The organism is Bacillus gaemokensis (genome assembly GCF_001590835.1).
GTDB lineage: Bacteria > Bacillota > Bacilli > Bacillales > Bacillaceae_G > Bacillus_A > Bacillus_A gaemokensis.
This window is the reverse complement of sequence record NZ_LTAQ01000070.1, coordinates 14,306-30,766: the sequence shown is the minus strand read 5'-3', so window position 1 is coordinate 30,766 and position 16,461 is coordinate 14,306. Positions and strand designations below refer to the sequence as shown.

Annotated in this window: 12 protein-coding genes and 2 pseudogenes; 2 read left to right on the top strand and 12 right to left on the bottom strand. The window is 33.8% G+C overall.

Annotated features, from left to right (window positions below):
• Positions 1 to 27 precede the first annotated feature (27 nt).
• Positions 28 to 1,233: pseudogene (locus tag AZF08_RS27330) on the bottom strand (MFS transporter).
• A gap of 565 nt (positions 1,234 to 1,798) precedes the next feature.
• Between AZF08_RS27330 and AZF08_RS27325 the strand changes: the two are divergent.
• Positions 1,799 to 2,509, top strand: coding sequence for a hypothetical protein (locus tag AZF08_RS27325; RefSeq protein ID WP_200875223.1), 711 nt, complete (start codon positions 1,799 to 1,801; stop codon positions 2,507 to 2,509).
• Positions 2,510 to 2,539: 30 nt separating this feature from the next.
• Here the strand turns inward: AZF08_RS27325 and AZF08_RS27320 are convergent, their stop codons facing one another.
• The gene (locus tag AZF08_RS27320) at positions 2,540 to 3,046 is read right to left on the bottom strand and encodes a DUF3189 family protein (protein WP_033675622.1); all 507 of its coding nucleotides are present in this window, start codon (positions 3,044 to 3,046) and stop codon (positions 2,540 to 2,542) included.
• Positions 3,047 to 3,432: 386 nt separating this feature from the next.
• On the opposite strand from AZF08_RS27320, the gene AZF08_RS27315 reads away from it, so the two are divergent.
• A complete protein-coding gene (locus tag AZF08_RS27315; protein WP_033675624.1) occupies positions 3,433 to 4,209 on the top strand; it encodes a C39 family peptidase in 777 nt (258 codons plus the stop codon).
• A 241-nt stretch (positions 4,210 to 4,450) separates the two neighbouring features.
• Here the strand turns inward: AZF08_RS27315 and AZF08_RS27310 are convergent, their stop codons facing one another.
• The 10 genes and pseudogenes from AZF08_RS27310 to AZF08_RS27270 form a co-directional block, all read right to left on the bottom strand.
• Positions 4,451 to 5,188, bottom strand: a complete 738-nt coding sequence (locus AZF08_RS27310; protein WP_033675625.1) for a YrrS family protein — start codon at positions 5,186 to 5,188, stop codon at positions 4,451 to 4,453.
• 437 nt (positions 5,189 to 5,625) lie between these two features.
• A pseudogene (locus tag AZF08_RS31685) lies at positions 5,626 to 5,843 on the bottom strand (DDE-type integrase/transposase/recombinase); the annotation flags it as partial.
• Between the two features lie 155 nt (positions 5,844 to 5,998).
• Entirely contained in the window at positions 5,999 to 7,045 is a 1,047-nt protein-coding gene (locus tag AZF08_RS27305) for a SpoIID/LytB domain-containing protein (RefSeq protein WP_033675627.1), read from the bottom strand.
• A gap of 68 nt (positions 7,046 to 7,113) precedes the next feature.
• Positions 7,114 to 8,829, bottom strand: a complete 1,716-nt coding sequence (locus tag AZF08_RS27300) for a peptidoglycan-binding protein (RefSeq protein WP_082246109.1) — start codon at positions 8,827 to 8,829, stop codon at positions 7,114 to 7,116.
• A gap of 570 nt (positions 8,830 to 9,399) precedes the next feature.
• Positions 9,400 to 9,717 (bottom strand): protealysin inhibitor emfourin, encoded by a 318-nt coding sequence (locus AZF08_RS27295; protein ID WP_033675629.1) that lies wholly within the window; start codon positions 9,715 to 9,717, stop codon positions 9,400 to 9,402.
• Between the two features lie 38 nt (positions 9,718 to 9,755).
• Positions 9,756 to 10,817 (bottom strand): M4 family metallopeptidase, encoded by a 1,062-nt coding sequence (locus AZF08_RS27290; protein ID WP_033675631.1) that lies wholly within the window; start codon positions 10,815 to 10,817, stop codon positions 9,756 to 9,758.
• A 700-nt stretch (positions 10,818 to 11,517) separates the two neighbouring features.
• On the bottom strand, positions 11,518 to 12,177 hold the full coding sequence (locus AZF08_RS27285) for a hypothetical protein (RefSeq protein ID WP_235190069.1): 660 nt from the start codon (positions 12,175 to 12,177) through the stop codon (positions 11,518 to 11,520).
• A gap of 473 nt (positions 12,178 to 12,650) precedes the next feature.
• Complete coding sequence (locus AZF08_RS27280; protein ID WP_033675633.1) at positions 12,651 to 13,727, bottom strand: Ger(x)C family spore germination protein; 1,077 nt, start codon at positions 13,725 to 13,727, stop codon at positions 12,651 to 12,653.
• Positions 13,724 to 14,815, bottom strand: a complete 1,092-nt coding sequence (locus AZF08_RS27275) for a GerAB/ArcD/ProY family transporter (protein WP_033675635.1) — start codon at positions 14,813 to 14,815, stop codon at positions 13,724 to 13,726. The genes AZF08_RS27280 and AZF08_RS27275 overlap by 4 nt, the downstream gene beginning before the upstream one ends.
• Before the next feature lie 20 nt (positions 14,816 to 14,835).
• The gene (locus tag AZF08_RS27270) at positions 14,836 to 16,323 is read right to left on the bottom strand and encodes a spore germination protein (protein ID WP_051725811.1); all 1,488 of its coding nucleotides are present in this window, start codon (positions 16,321 to 16,323) and stop codon (positions 14,836 to 14,838) included.
• Positions 16,324 to 16,461 lie beyond the last annotated feature (138 nt).

Below are 16,461 nucleotides of genomic sequence, written 5' to 3'. Positions count from 1 at the left end.
TTTAAAGAGATGTTTATTAAAAATTGGTCATAACTCTTTTTTCTGCTGTACTTCCCTATCCTTCTTGATTGGTAAACAAGTACCTATTAGAGCAATCACAGCACATCCAATAAAAATAACAGACAATCCGTAATCAGCAATTACAGATAACGTACCAAAGATAATTAAATCAAGCACAGAATCTAGGACTGATAACAGTGAAATTGTTGTTGCACGTACATGTGATGGAATAATGTCATTACTTAGCTGTGAATAAATTGGGTATCTTATCGCTCTTACAAATCGTAATATGATAAATGCTCCTAAAACAATCTATAGCGTATCTCCAAAACATGCTGCTAATAGTAATCCCCCGACAGCTAAAACGCCTGAAAGATTTAATAGAAATACACGAGAGAATTTTTTGGTTAACCATCCGATAGAAATGGATGTACAATAACCACCTATTGCAGCGAGGGCGTACAGCATACCAATTGTAAATATGGGAACTCCTGCGTTTTTTAATAAGAGTTGATCGTAGTTATCAAAAACTGCACTTGCTGCAATAAATACAAGTGATATATTCAAAAACATAATAAGTAATTGAGGTTCTTTTCGAATGACTCGTATACCTTCTATTACTTGTGAAAAAGAAGATTCACTATACGTAAAGTTCGTTTTGGGATTTTTTATAAATAGAAGTAAAATCAATTCTACGAAGTGGAAAAGTAACCCGAGTATAATTAGAATAAGAAATTGCTCTTCCTTTAAATCTTTCGCAAAATAAGATCCAAAAATAACAGCAATTAACATTGAAATAAAACTTGCTGATTGAATTTTCCCCATCGCTTTATCCATAAGGTGTTGTTCATTCGTATCTTTTAAAGATTCATATATTAAGGCTTCATCAGCACCCGAGAAAAAAGTGACGGATAAACCATTCAATAAGCTATACAAACAAAACAGCCGTATGTTATCAGCAAAGAACAAAATAGAAATGCTTGCTATCTTTATAAATGCTCCTGTTATAAAAGAAGCCTTTAAACCAAATCGATCTGCAAAGACGCCTGCTGGTACTTCCCCGATTAGGACTGTTCCACTCCAGCACATTAATACGATAAAAATATTTGAGGGAGTTAATCCTCTTTCTACATAAAATAACGTCATAACTGCCTGTAAAAAGCTAATTGTTCCAAAAAAATGTACCCAAAATAAAATAGAAATATTATGGTTTGCCAGCGTACGATTGTTCAAATGTTCTCCTACTTTCCGATACTAGTATTCAATCCGGAAGCAGGAGTGTTAATTTAGCTTAGATGCTATTCACTCCTCTTCCTTCACTTGAGAATGTTTGTACCGTTTTTAACATGCTAATTCCTCCTTAAATGTAATTAAAGATATTTTAACAAATATTCTTAATCTTAACAAAATAAACTTATAAACTAGATAAGATTGTCGAAATGGAAAAAGTGGTATATAATAATCAGTAACATTACTAGTAATTATTTTAGGTATTCCTAGAATAAAGGAGCGATACATATGAAAATTACTATTTATTTCGGAAGTCATGAAGATCAAGATGTACGTACAATGGATTGTCATTTAGATGTAGAAGATGCAGAAGAACTTGTCTCTGTTTCATAATATAAATTGCAAATAAAATTGGGTTGAATCCTCTTCCCTACAATAAAAAAGACACCTTTTAAAAGGTGTCTTTTTTATTGTATTTTGGTGAAAATCCCTTTACTTTATAGCGGTTTAATAGTAAAATATAAATATACGAACAAATGTTCTTTTTATTTCAATCGTACTTGAAGGGATGATTTTTACAATGGCTCAAAACAAGCGCAGAGGAAGAAAAAAGCATACACCTATTATCTCAAATACAGGCTTTATTGGCTCTGTCTTTATTGATACATTGGAACTACAAAAAAAATCCTATTATTTTGCTCGCAAAAAGCTCCAAATTGTCCATCATGTGTTAGATGGTCTTGCAGGAGCAACAAGTTCTTTATTTAAAGAGCATACGATTTCTGCACATATGTCTTGTGTGTATTTACATAAACAAAAGAAAATAGGTTTTGTTCTTTCCACGAAACCTTTCGAAAAGACTGATGGTGTTGCTTATTTTAAAAATTACTTAATTGAAAAAAACTTTTATAATCATCAAGACGCAGAGTATCAAGAGGTATTTAATACTGGTTTTATTGGGGTTGTATTTGCAGACTTATCTAGCATTGATCGTTTTAATTTTGATTTTGAAATGAGTATGTTATCGAAGCTAATGAAAGATATGATAATTCCTGTTAAGGAGCTCTTTTTACGCCATAGTATTCCTGCGTATATCTCCACTTCTCATTTAGAAGAACAAAATAAATTAGGGTTTGTTTTATCTGTGAAACCTTATGATGAACGTGCAGAAGCAGATTTATATTTTGAAGTATATTTGAAAGAGCGTGGTTTATATATTGGTGATGAAGAAGAAGATATTGATAAGATTGTCATTCGAAAAAAGGTCGAATTTCTATAGAAAAAGCGTAGGATACGTAATCCTGCGCTTTTATTTAAATATTTCATTCTCTAAAATAACAACATGATCATTTGTCATTCTACCAGCCTCTTTCGTATAAGTAACTAATCGTTGTATATTATCGCAACAAAGCTTAGCGCCCCATACTAGTAATGGCACACCAATGAAATCAATATGTAACCTTCTAGAAAATAGCCCACCAAACGTCATGGGTATCGGTACAGTTGGTGACGTATTTGAAAAAATGATTTTTTCATTATTTTGATATTGCTGCTGAAGAATCGCACTTAAATTTTTCATTGCAGGTACAACTAGCTTTGATGTTCCGTGTCCTACTGTATATACCGGATTTCCTCCCTCATCTCTCCCACGAAAAATAATTTTTCCCATATCAGAAGTTTTGAGTTTATTGAAATACTCTACATTTAAAATTTCTTCTTTTGTTAATTTCCGGTCAGTTGGTAATTTATTCAAATGGTAGGCTGCAGCAAGTGAAGTAGTATGTGTTCCGCCAAAATCAGTGTAAATAAAGATCATAGTATCATCCTTTGTCATAAACATTCCATGTTTATTAGTATCACCATTTTAATGTTTACTAATCAAGGAATGATATGTTTTTCACCTTGTTTGTATATCTTCAATTGTTTGAATATGTATATATCATTTCTAGAAATTACCATTTTAAATGCGAATTTTGAAACGTTAATAAAGAACCCAAAATAATCTTTTTGGGAATAACACCAGTAAATTATTATTCGGTAAATACTGTAATATTGACCTATTTTTTCACACATCTCTGTCGTTCTCTACTAACAGTTACAGTAACATTAAATATTTTAGAAATTAAAACACACTATTAATAAAAAACTATATTTAATGAAATAGTATGACATGTATCGAACTACATAAAGAAGGTGGATGACGTGAAAACACTTTTAATGGTATATGTTCTATTTTTCATTTTAGCAGGCTGTTCTGCAAAACAACCTCCAACTGAAAAACAGGAGTCCAATGTTGGAAATAAAAATGTTGGATTAACAAAAAACGTGAAATATCCAACATCTCAAAACAAACAAATGCAATCCACAGTTCCCTCAGTCCAAGAAAAGATCATTTTAGATGTGCCATTAATATCACAAAAACCTGAACTAAAATATGGTTGCGAAGTTACAAGCTTAGCGATGGTATTACAGCACGCGGGTGTTAAAGTCAATAAAATGCAGTTAGCTAACAGGATCAAAAAAGATACTGAACCACTTTCAATGAGCAAAGCTGGTGACATCATTCAATGGGGAGATCCTAAAGAAGGATTCGTTGGAGATATAACGGGGAGAAATAAAGGATATGCAGTTTACGTTCAACCACTACAAGAATTGATGGAACATTACCTTCCAAATCGGACAGTGAACTTAACAGGAAAGGATTTCAATGATGTGTTAACTCAAATCAAAGCGGGTAAACCTGTAGTGATTTGGACGACAGGAGATTACAAAGTTCCGGATAGATGGGAGTCTTGGAAACATGAGAACAAACAAATTACAGCTCCTCTGGATTTACACGCTGTTGTACTCATAGGTTTTGAGAACGGGTACATTTATGTCAATGACCCTTTAACTGGAAAAAAAGCACATAAAGTAAACAAAGAAACTTTTATTCAATCTTGGGATGCATTGGGGAAACAAGCTTTATCATATCATTAACGTATTTACATTCACTTAAAACTGATAGAACTTCCCTGGATTTTTTGTTCCACTACATTTTGAAGTGGGAGTATTACTGCCTGCAAATAGCAGGATAAAACTAGATAAGTTTATTACAATTTAAAAGAAAAAATAACAAAAACACTATTCTTTTATTTGATTTTATAAAAAGAATAGTGTTTTTTGGTTTGAATAGATATAAGTTGTTGTTAAGCAGACAATGAATGATTGATTGTTATAGTTATTTTACTGCCTGAACAGATACTGGCTTCCACCCTTTATTTTCAACCCAATCAATATATACTTTATATTTTTTCCCTTGCTTATCACGTACATTACCATAAGCCTTATTCGTTCCGTTATTTCCAATAAAATCATAAATGAGTTGGCCTTCAGGAACATCAACTGCATAGGAAATTGCTTTTTTCATCTCATTCCAATCTGTCGTTCCCTCTTTAAATTGCATAGTAGGTTTTGTCCCTTGCTGCGTACCAATTGGTTGCCATTGACCATTTTGGTTTGTCTGATCTGTATTTTTTTCTTCTTGCTTTTTATTTGTTTTTTCTTCATTCATTTTTTGTTCGTCAATTTTATTATTTTTTTGTTCTACTTGTTTTTCTTGTTCTTTTACTTTGTTTTCATTTTGTTTTGTTTCGTTTGCTTTTATAGTTTCTGTTTCTTGATTTTTCTGTTCTATTCCCTTTTTGTTTTCAGTCTCTTTCTGATCTTGTTCTTTAGCTTTTTCTTCTTCGGCTTGTTTTATTTTTTGCTCTTCTAATTTTTTGCTTTTTTCATCTTTAGACGCTATTTGAGCAGATTTCCCTTGTGCTACATTTTCTTTTCCTTTCGTTTGAGAAGTGAAAAGTAATTGATAAGAAATCATGCCGACAGCTAATAGTACTACACTCAATCCGATATTAACGACACCACGTTGTCGGCGTCTTTGTTGCTTTTCTTCAAATCTACTTTCATGTTCCATTCCTGAAACCTCCATGTGAATTTTTCTAATTATCCTGTCAATATTATTTAATATTAAACGTTTACTTAAAAACACTATATAAAACTAGCAAGTTTATTTTTATAGTTCAATAAACTTTACAAATACATGTACTAGTAATAAATGATTTCCACTTATCACGTACATAACTGTATAGTTTCATTACTGTTCTTTTATAAAATAATCATAATATTAGACATACTTTTTTATATTACATTTTAATATTCAGAATTTCAACAATAAAATTCATTTTTATACATATTAAATCAAACAGTAGTTGTTTTGGTTTTAAATTTTCAATTATAAAAAGATAAACTCAATTTAGATTACTTCGAATCAATCGCCAGAGTCTTTGTAGTAATAAAAGCAAAAAAAATTGTTATATTTATATGATGAAATTTTATTGTTTTTTTCTATTCAGGATACAGCGGATTCTTATCACCTGATGACACATGGCTTAGAAACATGAAAAGACTGCAAAACTAAAAAGTGTTTTGCAATCTTTTCATGTTTTAATGTGATAAAAACCCATCGTATTTCTTTCGAAATCTACGGTATGCCAGAGGTACATCCACTTTCTTTTTACTTTAATAGGCGTTTCATCGACTTGCCACGAGTTATTTGTTTTCTTCAGATGTTATGAGCGATTAATAAAGCGCAACTTCCATTAATGCGTATTTTCTTTATCTCTCACCTTTTTAGATTAATACTATCAGTATGTCGAGATTGAGAGATGGTTTAAGTTTTTTGCACTAGAATCAAGATTTTATGATTATATTCTCAAACCCTCAATTATACAAATCGAATTTCTGCTACCGGATAATAGCTTCTAATAATACTCAAATAATCTCTTCCTTGATCAGCAAGATATTTACTTCCCCATTTACTAAAATATCCAGTTGGACAAATCCTCACTCCACTACAATAGGGAATAAATAAAGGTTCAATACTGTACGGTTTGGCAATATACTGATTAAATACTTCATCAACTATATCATCTATTTCTGCAAAATTATTTTTACCATGATTATAGGATTGATCGAATTGAGCAGAGCTACTAATTGTAAATCCTCTTTCAAAATAATGCCCCGTATATATACGGTTCAATGTTAAAGATGTCATACAAATAATATTGGCCCTCAGAGCTTCTTTCGGCCATGTGGGATATACCTCAGAAGCAGCTACATTTTTTATATAATCTTTAAATGTCACCCTATATCGCAGAGCTTGGGCATGAGGCTCACCATCATGGACTATAATAAACTCTGGTATTTTAACATTATATACAAACGAGGGAATACAACTAGAACTAGAATACTGTGGCTGAAGTTGCCGTTCGAGGTATTGTTCAGTTAATTTATGTTTGGGTATATCAATAATCTCTATAGATTGCTGATTTCCTGTCCGAATAATAGGAGCCATTTCAACTTTTTGTCTCGCTGTAGTCTCTGCAAAAATTTGTACACCTCGAATTACTTTGACTCCATAATTAGGAGCTTCAATAGTTAGAATATATTCAGAATAAGGTTTTGGCCCTAGAGGATCTGAGGTATACTCTTTAGGAGGCGCTGGTAAAGAAACGACATTGGTTTGACCAATTTCGTTCGTTTGAAGTGTAGTGATAATGGTACCATTTCCTTCTTGCTTACGAATTGATACTTTAGCTCCCTTAATCGGCTTTTCTGTACTCATTTCATAAACAGATACAATTAGCTTACCTGTCGACGCACGATAAAAATATTCTGCACTTTGATTATAATATTCTTCATTAAAAAAATAGGGATTTTGATAAAATGATCGTTTTACTAAGTCTTGCTGATAAGGATTATATCCGATCAATATAATTCCTCCTTCCTATACAGTTATTTTAGTTAACCAATCCTTTATATTTTAATAGTACTAAGTAATTAGTAAAAAGGAGAATATCCGTTTCCATAATAGGGATATGTTGATTGTTGATATGCGGATGTATTCGGTATAGATGATGTGGGGGGTGAATACGTAGACGATACGTTTGTATTGGAAGAAGGATTGTGTTTATTTTCATTTATACTTGTATGTGTTCCATGAAACATCGAATTATTTGTTACGTTAGGTAAAGACGTTCGCGATCCTATTACAGAAAACTGCATCTCTTCTAGAACTTTCCATAGTTCCTTTCTTACCACTCCCGTAATAGTAAAACCTTTGATTTTCTGAAATTCTTTCACCGATTGGTCAGTTCCCATTCCAAAAACCCCATCTACCTCTCCTACATAAAATCCAAATTTCTTTAACAAAATTTGCAATATTTTAACACTTTCCCCATGGCTACCCATCTGTAGAATTGGGAAAATCCCTGGAAGATTTGTCACGTATACATATATATCAGTAATCTTATTCCAAGTTAGTTCATCCACAACTCCGTTTTCAGGAAGTTTGAAATGTTTTTGAAAACTCTTTACTGCATTTGTTGTATTCGGGTCGAATATTCCATTTACATTTATTTCAGGAATATCTTTATACTTTTTCCTTATGTGATATAAATACTTTTGGACAGTGTGAACAGCTTCTTTTTGATCCCCCTCTTTTAAATTAAATCCAGGGAACGGCTTAATAACCTGTATAAATTCAGCTAAACGAATTTCCACTTCCTTATAATAGTATTTCAAAATTTCTATATAATTCATCCCTTGCTCTGCAAGACATGCAGTTCCCCACTGATAGAGCATTCCTGGTCGACTCGCATATGGACACGGGACCTTCTTACCAGCACGATATTGTGCAAAAAGCGGTTCAATTTTTCCAGGCTTTGCAATATATTGTTTAAATACTTCTTCCACTACATTATCTGTTTCTTCAAAAGTATTCCTACCATGAGTATATTTATGATCAAATTGTGTGATACCTGTAATTGTAAATCCTTTTCCTTCATAATATCCTGTATATATACGGTTTAACGTATAAGACATAACACAAAGAGCATTGGCTAGAAGGGCATCCTTTCTCCACGAAGGAAATACTTCAGAAGCAAGCACATTTTTTATATAATCTTTAAATTTCACCTTATATCTTGGCGCAGGGGTATTAGGATGTCCATCGTGAACAATAACAAATTCAGGTATCAAAACATCATAATCACCATTTCGTCTGGTAGACTGTGGTTGTGGCTGTTGTGGCTGTTGTGGCTGCTGTTCTTGCTGCGGATACTGTCCGATTAATGTGTGTTCAGAAATATCGATTACTTCCACTGATTGACGTCCTTCCGTTCCACTAACAGGTATCAGTTCCATCATCTGTTTCGCCGTAACATCAGCAAAAATTTGTGTACCACGAAGTATTACCGGTGCATAACCAGCCGCTTCAATTGATACCGCATATTCAAAGTACGGCTTAGCACCTAAAGGCTCTAAAGCATTTTCTTTAGGAGGAGCAGGTAATGCAACCGTATCAGTCTCACCAAATTCATTCGTATGCACCGTAATAACATTACTTTGTCGCGAAGTTAAAATTCGCCCTTCTTCTGTCATTTCATAAATCGATATTTTGACATCCTTAATGGGCTTTTCTGTATCCTTGTCGTATATTTTTGCAAAGAATTTACCACTCGGTTGTCGGTACAACGGTTCATTCATATCATTCATGTCACCGGGTCTACTCACAGGTTTTATATCTTCATAAACTCCTTCTATAGAGGAGTTTGTTATACTGTTCTCTGAAAAATATTGATTAGAATTATAACCTGTCAATTCTACTCCCTCCTTTTTATAAATTTCAGTTCATTTGTAAACATTACTTTGAACACTTCCTCTCTAGTACATGACCAAAACAAATAAGGGCCTTTATCCAAAATACTATGCTCAATTGTATTTTAGGGAAATCATACAATCGCCTATTTTATATAAAAAATCGCCTATTATACCTATTTTTTCAAATACACCCTATAATTTTTAGTACAATGAAATGCCAAAAACTTGAGATAACACTCCATCTCCACCAAGCTAAACAGTTGAACTATCCCTAAAACACAAAGATTACAAACCTCGTGTCATCACGAGGATAAGAACCCAGCCTTATGCTATAGCAATTGGACAGTTAAAAAAGAAAAAAGCATACCTGGAGATATGCTTTTAGACAACAAAAGTACTCGAATAATATAGTGGAGCGAAATCATTACTCATACACCAGCACCTTAAACGTTATTTCCTTTTTTATTATTCCTTCATTTTTTCTGCAATCGCCAAATTACGTAAATAATCCAGTAAAGGGCGCACTTCCTGCGGAGCTGTTACATCGGTAAATGAAAAGGACTTTTGCTCCTTTCCATCTTCTATCTTTAGCTGGTAAGAAAAAGCATCCGCTCCTTTGGTTGTAGCAACCTTTACTTCACTTGGTTTAAGATTAAAAAGATTAGCTTGCTTGATTAAATCAAGTAATTCCTTAGCTTTTTCCTTTGGTAACTCGACCGTCTCTGTCTGAAAGGTTAAGTGGAGGTTAGCCAGTCCCCCGGTACAACTAAATTGGATATGCATATTAATATTAAGCCTCCAATTCATGATAAAGAATATGTCTAAGAAGATAGTCCCACCGTTTTAAAAGCAGATTCTACTGTTTTGGTAGCCGTTTTAGGAACTTCTCCACTATCAACAAGTTTTTGCGCTGCTTTAATTACGATTTGCGCAAATTGAGTGAAGTTTGTAGTTGCAAATAAGCTGTGTGTTGCATTATACCATATCAAAGCTGCTTTATCTGTTCCAATCTCCATGGAGACAAGATAAAACACTTTGTTTGGTATGCCACTATTGATATGGACACCATGGTGATCACGTTCCCCTTGATAATAGTTTTTCATATGATCAGGTTGCATATCCTTACCCATTAGTTTATTGTCAAATGCAGTACCAGGTGCTTTCATTGAACGAAGGGCTTGTCCTTTTAGTGTTGGTCCCATTATATCAGCACCAATTAGCCAGTCCGCATCTTGTGCTGTTTGCTTTAAATAAGCTTGCTTAATTGCAATTCCAAACACATCCGAAATATGTTCATTCAAAGCCCCAGATTGACCTTCATATTCTAATCCGTTAGTAAATTGAGTGATACCATGTGTAAGTTCGTGCCCAATGACATCGAGTGAATTTGCAAAACTAGTAAAAATAACTCCATCTCCATCACCAAACACCATTTCATCACCGTCCCAATAGGCATTTTGAAAGTTATGCCCATAGTGAACATTCAGAATAAGATCAAGTCCTTTATCATCAATAGAATTACGGTGGAACACATTCTTGAAATAGTCACGTACAACACCAACATAATCGTACGCATGGTCAATTACAGTATCCCCATTTGATCTGTCTCCTTCTTTCCTAACCTCATTCACCCGAAGTTTTGTCCCGCCTTTACAATCGTATACATGACGAGCAGATTCATCTCGCGGTCCTGTTCCTGCATCAGTTAGGGCGACAACACCAGTAATATCATACTCTTTCAACATTCTCCGTTTGCGAACTTGTCTACTTTTTGATAAACTAATCCGTGCTGCTTCCACTTCATTTTGCGCTAAACTCTCCAGAACATAGTTAGGTACAATAAAACATTGGCAATTCCTATGTGAACAACGTTTTGTCTCCAAATTTGACACCCTTTCATGATAGTAGTAAGAAACATCTGTATTAGCTTAATCTTATTGCACGGATTTTAAACACTTATTTGTAACTTCCTTGATCAATATCATTGTCTTGATACATCTCCGGACCACACTGGAATTTCTTTTCAATACATGAATCGAAATGCCATTTATCTTTCTCACGTTTAATATTAATCTTTTTCTTCTGTCAATATTAACCGCAGGATACTAAGCTAAACGGAGTGATTTGCGCATGACAATTAGAAAACTTGTATAATTTAATACATTACCCCTGTTCTTTACAAATCCCAGAGTATTGCTCTGTAAAAAATTCGAAATACCGCTTATTCGAATTTAAGTTGTTACAATAATAACAACTATAAAGTGAAACTTTAATCAGTAGGGGTTTTCTTCATCCCCCACTGATTATTAGCCTCACCAATCGTGATTTTGCGTGCAGCCCGTCCCCCACCTAACTTCTTTGTTTTTGCTGAATTTTGAGGTGAGATTCTTACTGCTCTCAAATAGCGGGATAAATGAGTTAGGCACACAAAACATTGGCACTAAAATAATGAGCATTGTGGCATTCTATCTCAATAACTAAAAATAAAAACCATAGAAATACGAGGTACTATATAATACCTCGTATTTCTATGGTTTTATCATTTTGCATTCCGATAATTTCTTTAAGCAGAGTATTAGAAGCTTAATTATGCGAGTAGTAACCACTCACCCACACCAAACGGTAGCCTTGTGCAACTAGTTCGTTGAACGTCTGCTGATATTGCTCTGCAGTCAAACCATGGCGGGCTTGCCATTCCAGGCCATGACTTTTCTCCCAAATTGCAGCATAGCGATCCTGTCCACTGCTACCGTAACCACTCACGCGTACCAAACGGTAGCCTTGCGCAACCAACCTATCAAACGTCTGCTGATATTGTGCTGGCGTTAAGCCATGCCAAGCCTGCCATTCGGGACCATCACGTTTTTCCCAAATTGCAGCATAATAATCCTGTCCGTGCACAGTGTAACCATTTATATGAATCAAACGATAACCTTGCGCAACCAATTCATTGAACGTCCGCTGATATTGTTCTGCAGTCAGGTCATGACGGGCTTGCCATTCCGGTCCATGACTTTTCTCCCAAATAGCCGCGTACATGGCCTTATCCACCTGACGAAGGTTTTCATAATTATATTCTCCTTCATATGCAGGAAATGGAGAATATAAATAATTGTGATAGTCCTGATAAGGTGAATAAGCATAATAGTCATTCATTGGATAAATTGTTCTAGCTCCATAGTAAGGGGGACAATATAAGTAAGGATAGGGCGGATAATACGGAACACAAGTAAAGTAACTCAACTCATCACACCCTTTCCCCATAAGGATATGATGGTATAACTTGGTTTGTGTCAGAAGGACTCTGATACGAAAATAACTTGGTAAGAACATAGAATCTATACTACTTGCTAGCTTGCAATTTATGATATCATTTCAAACAACTTACGTATTTTACCCTTTCTCTGGTGGCTATCCCATCACCATTACACTGCCAAAGATCGTTAGCTCCAGAACAAAAATTTATGCATCGATGATAAAACGCTCATTTTATCATTTTTGGGAACAATACATTTCTTAAGTTAATACAGGTTTGGGATAATCTTATTAGCAAATATATTTATATAAAATTTGTATTTTATAACTCCATAACATATATAGTCCATTTTTACAATCGTTCATATACCATATAAAAGAGGTGCTTTTCATCAGAAATGCATCTCTTTCTTCTTTCCTGATATTAAATATATGAATAATCCCAAGTATAGTTTCTTTTATTATTCCTTTACGATACCCGATGAGGTTATGTCTGAATGAACCTTAACGTTAATTTTAATATCAGGGTAGTCTTTTTTCCATTTTCGAGCATTCCACTGTCTGGTATGACTTTTCACTTCATTACCAAAGCCCCAAGGATCGATATTTAATTTTTGAAAATCTTTAATAAGTCTGTTAGCTTGGTTCTCTAATTGTTTATTTGTCGCTTGCTCTGTTTGTTTAGCTACGTTTTTCCCTAACGCTTTTCCTTCAAATTCCCTAACAATACCTTTTATTTTAAGTTGAATAAAAATTTCAGGTTTTGTTTTCTCGTTTCGAACTACAATTTTCTTTTTGGTAATGATGCTTTGAACAGAGACATCACTTTTTTCATTTAGCTTAACTTTTAAACTCCCTAACTTAATCTTTTCCAGTAAGGCTTTAAAAAGGAACATTTCATCCCTGTTTATTGTTTTTACATACTGATCTCCTTTAAATAAGGCAATCCCTTTAATAAGTACTCCGTCATTCTCAAGTTTAATTAACGGTAAATAAGGAGTTTTTCCCTTTGTGTAATACGCTGATAAAAATACGTGAAGATTTGTTTTAGGTAATAGCCCCGTCTTGATATTGTGTTCTAGCAAGTAAGATAAGAAACTGCCTGTATCTTTATTACTATACTGATTATCTAAAATTTTTTTCGTTTCTCCATCCACGACAGCTAGCAATAAACGTGAACTAATATTAGGATCACGATGTAAAGTATCCACGAGTTTTAAAATTCCTTTTGACGCTACTTCATTACTATAAAGAACGACTTCCAGTGTCCCACTAGCAACACGTAAATCCGATTGTTCATTCTTTTTCTCACGATTTTCTTTAGACAATGTGTCTTTCGAAGTTAACACTTTATTACTAATGCTTTTATCGACATTATGTATAGCAGCTAACCCCGTTGCTTCAGTCAGCTTTCCATTCGTCTTATCATATCCAATAACTTTTGTTAAGCGAACATCATCTAACACATCTTTTTGGACACGTCCAAATATAAAAACAAGAAGCAATATAATAATTGAGGCGACAATTTTTAGTTTCATGACTTTCTCCTCATTTTGTATCGAATTTGATAAATAATGAAAAGAATCGGAATATATACAAATCCAATGTAAAATCCTGCTGTTGATACAATACGATTTACTTGTTTTATCTCCGGATTCGATAATGAGCAAATAGCCATAAAAACAATAACTAAAGAAAGCACTAGAATCGATTTTTGTTGCACCTTAAATATTTTTTTTACTCCACGACTAGCAGCCCAAAAACATAAACATATATTAGGTAAAACGACCATTGTCCATGTAATGACCCCCATAAATTCAAATCTTTCTACAATAGGTAGTCTGATAATTTTCCACATCGTTAATGTTGGCCAAACAGTTTTTTCTAAATGTCCTTCACTAAAGTAAGCTATAGTAAGAAAAGTAATGATCAAATAAATGAACATGGAAACAAAATGTCCCAAATGAACCCATTTCTGCGATTTCTCTGGTTGTTTGAAAAAAGGATAGTATAAAAATAGAAATTCGAAACCAAGAAAATTAAAAACCATTTCCTTTGCAGAGAGGAACATATCTATGACGGAATGATCCCAAATGGGTAATAAATTTCGAAAATCAGCATAATCCAAAGGTATGAAAAGCGTAAACCAGAATAAACATGGCACTAACGCTCCAAAAAAACTTACTCCTACTATAGTACGAAAACCACCAGCTATGATATAATACACGCTTATTAGATAAACAAGTGCAAAAGTCCATTTATTTAATGTAGGAAACAGCCAGATTCGAATAATTTCTAACATTGTTTCCATATACATAAGTCCACATAAGAAAACATACAGTGAAAATACAAAACTTAACATTCCTCCAAGCCATTTCCCAAACATATTTCGATGTATGCTGATAAGATCGGCTTTTTCTTTATTTAATATAGAATAAATCATCCATATAAGGAGATGTACTCCGATGCCTACGAATATGACTGCAATCCAAGCATCATGACCTGCCTTTAAAGCGATTTTTCGCTGAAAGTTTAAAAATCCTACTCCGATTTGCATAGTATGAATGAGAAAAAAGGCAAAAAATGGTGATATCAAAAACTGCTTTTTTATAGGCGTATTTAACATTACAACCGCAATCCTCCTGATTATTCATCAAAATCTTCCTTTGGTTTAGCATTTTTGTGTGAAAATCGTACACTATCTGACGATTTTAGCTCTACAGATCTGTTTGTGTGATCTGATAAAGGTAAGCGAATCAAAGCATCCTTTAACTCATGAAAACGAAAAGGATAAATCGGCTCTAAATACGGTCTTCCAAGGGATGTTAAACGTAACAAATGAACCATAAAAAAAATAGAGACCATCACAATTCCTAATAATCCCCATAATCCTGCAAAAAAAAGGAATGGATAACGAATTAAACGAATGGCAATCCCCATTTTATAAACAGGTGTTGTAAATGAAGCTAATGCAGACAGCGCAATAATAATAAGAAGGGCATTACTAGTTATCCCAGCTTCAACAGATGCTGTTCCAATAACAATCCCCCCTACAATACCAATAGTTTGTCCCACTTTTACAGGTAGTCTTGCCCCAGCTTCTCTAAGAATATCAATAGTCAACTCTAAAATAATAGCTTCTGAAATGGGTAGTAGTGGAATGGTACTTCTCGAAATAACTAAGGTGCTTATTAAATCCGTTGGAACGATCAAATAATGATGGCTTAAAACGGCTACATATATAGGTGTCGCCAAAATAGAAAAAAGTACGCCGAAAAACCGAATAATCCGAAAAAAAGAGGCGACTTGCCAGTTAATAAAGTAGTCTTCAAACGCGGAAAAAAATTCAACTAGCGTGGATGGTCCAACAAGAGCATGAGGAGAACCATCTACTAATACAACGATTTTCCCCTCTCCAAGGACGCCAGCTGCATGGTCAGGTCGCTCTGTATTAAGTAATTGAGGAAATACGGAATTATTATTGTCAGAAATCATTCCTTCGATATACGAACTATCAAGAATTTGATGATATTGAATATCACTAATACGTTGCAAAACAGTATGTACATTTTCTTCATTTGCAACACCTTCTATGTAAAGAACAGCAATTTTAGTTTTGGAAAGTGTTCCGACTGAAAGCTCTTTGATTTGTAACTGTGGGGTTGGTAATCGTTTACGAACTAAATACAAATTGGTTTCTAATGTTTCAACAAAAGATTCTTTAGGACCAGTTACACTAAATTCTTCTTCTGGTATTGTGATAGAGCGTGCCTGATTCGCTCCTGCTCGGATTAGTGCACATGTTTCATCCTCCTGATTAAATTGGATGATTATACAGCCAGTCAGTAATTTAGATTTAATTTGCTCCAAATTTCTAGTAATTATTATCTCTTCGATAGGTAGTGCATCCGATAGTTCTTTCAAAGAAGAGTATGTTGATTTATTTAAAAAGGGCAAAATATCCCGATGTAATATCTCCGAATCAACAAGAGTTGTAAAATAAGAAATTACAAAAGATTGAGGCGTTTGTGGATAATGAAATTGAATAAAATCACCAGATTCTTTAAATGATTTAATTACACTTTGAATAGATTCACTTGTTGTAGTTATAGTTTGTTTATGCTTGTTCCTCATCAAACCACCTCAAATTCATTTTCTCTGATAACTAAAACATTATAGTCTTATGGATACTTTTTTAGTTGATATAGATTACGTATGCCTTACTATTACATTTTATTTGTAACCTCTTTTTCTGATTTTATTCTTAAAGGG

What these genes read in the sequence shown, in the direction of transcription:
- AZF08_RS27325 (WP_200875223.1), top strand. Translation starts at nt 1,799, where the DNA reads ATGATTTTTACAATGGCTCAAAACAAGCGCAGAGGAAGAAAAAAGCAT.
- AZF08_RS27320 (WP_033675622.1), bottom strand. Translation starts at nt 3,046, where the DNA reads ATGATCTTTATTTACACTGATTTTGGCGGAACACATACTACTTCACTT.
- AZF08_RS27310 (WP_033675625.1), bottom strand. Translation starts at nt 5,188, where the DNA reads ATGGAACATGAAAGTAGATTTGAAGAAAAGCAACAAAGACGCCGACAA.
- AZF08_RS27300 (WP_082246109.1), bottom strand. Translation starts at nt 8,829, where the DNA reads ATGAATGATATGAATGAACCGTTGTACCGACAACCGAGTGGTAAATTC.
- AZF08_RS27295 (WP_033675629.1), bottom strand. Translation starts at nt 9,717, where the DNA reads ATGCATATCCAATTTAGTTGTACCGGGGGACTGGCTAACCTCCACTTA.
- AZF08_RS27280 (WP_033675633.1), bottom strand. Translation starts at nt 13,727, where the DNA reads ATGAAACTAAAAATTGTCGCCTCAATTATTATATTGCTTCTTGTTTTT.
- AZF08_RS27275 (WP_033675635.1), bottom strand. Translation starts at nt 14,815, where the DNA reads ATGTTAAATACGCCTATAAAAAAGCAGTTTTTGATATCACCATTTTTT.
- AZF08_RS27270 (WP_051725811.1), bottom strand. Translation starts at nt 16,323, where the DNA reads ATGAGGAACAAGCATAAACAAACTATAACTACAACAAGTGAATCTATT.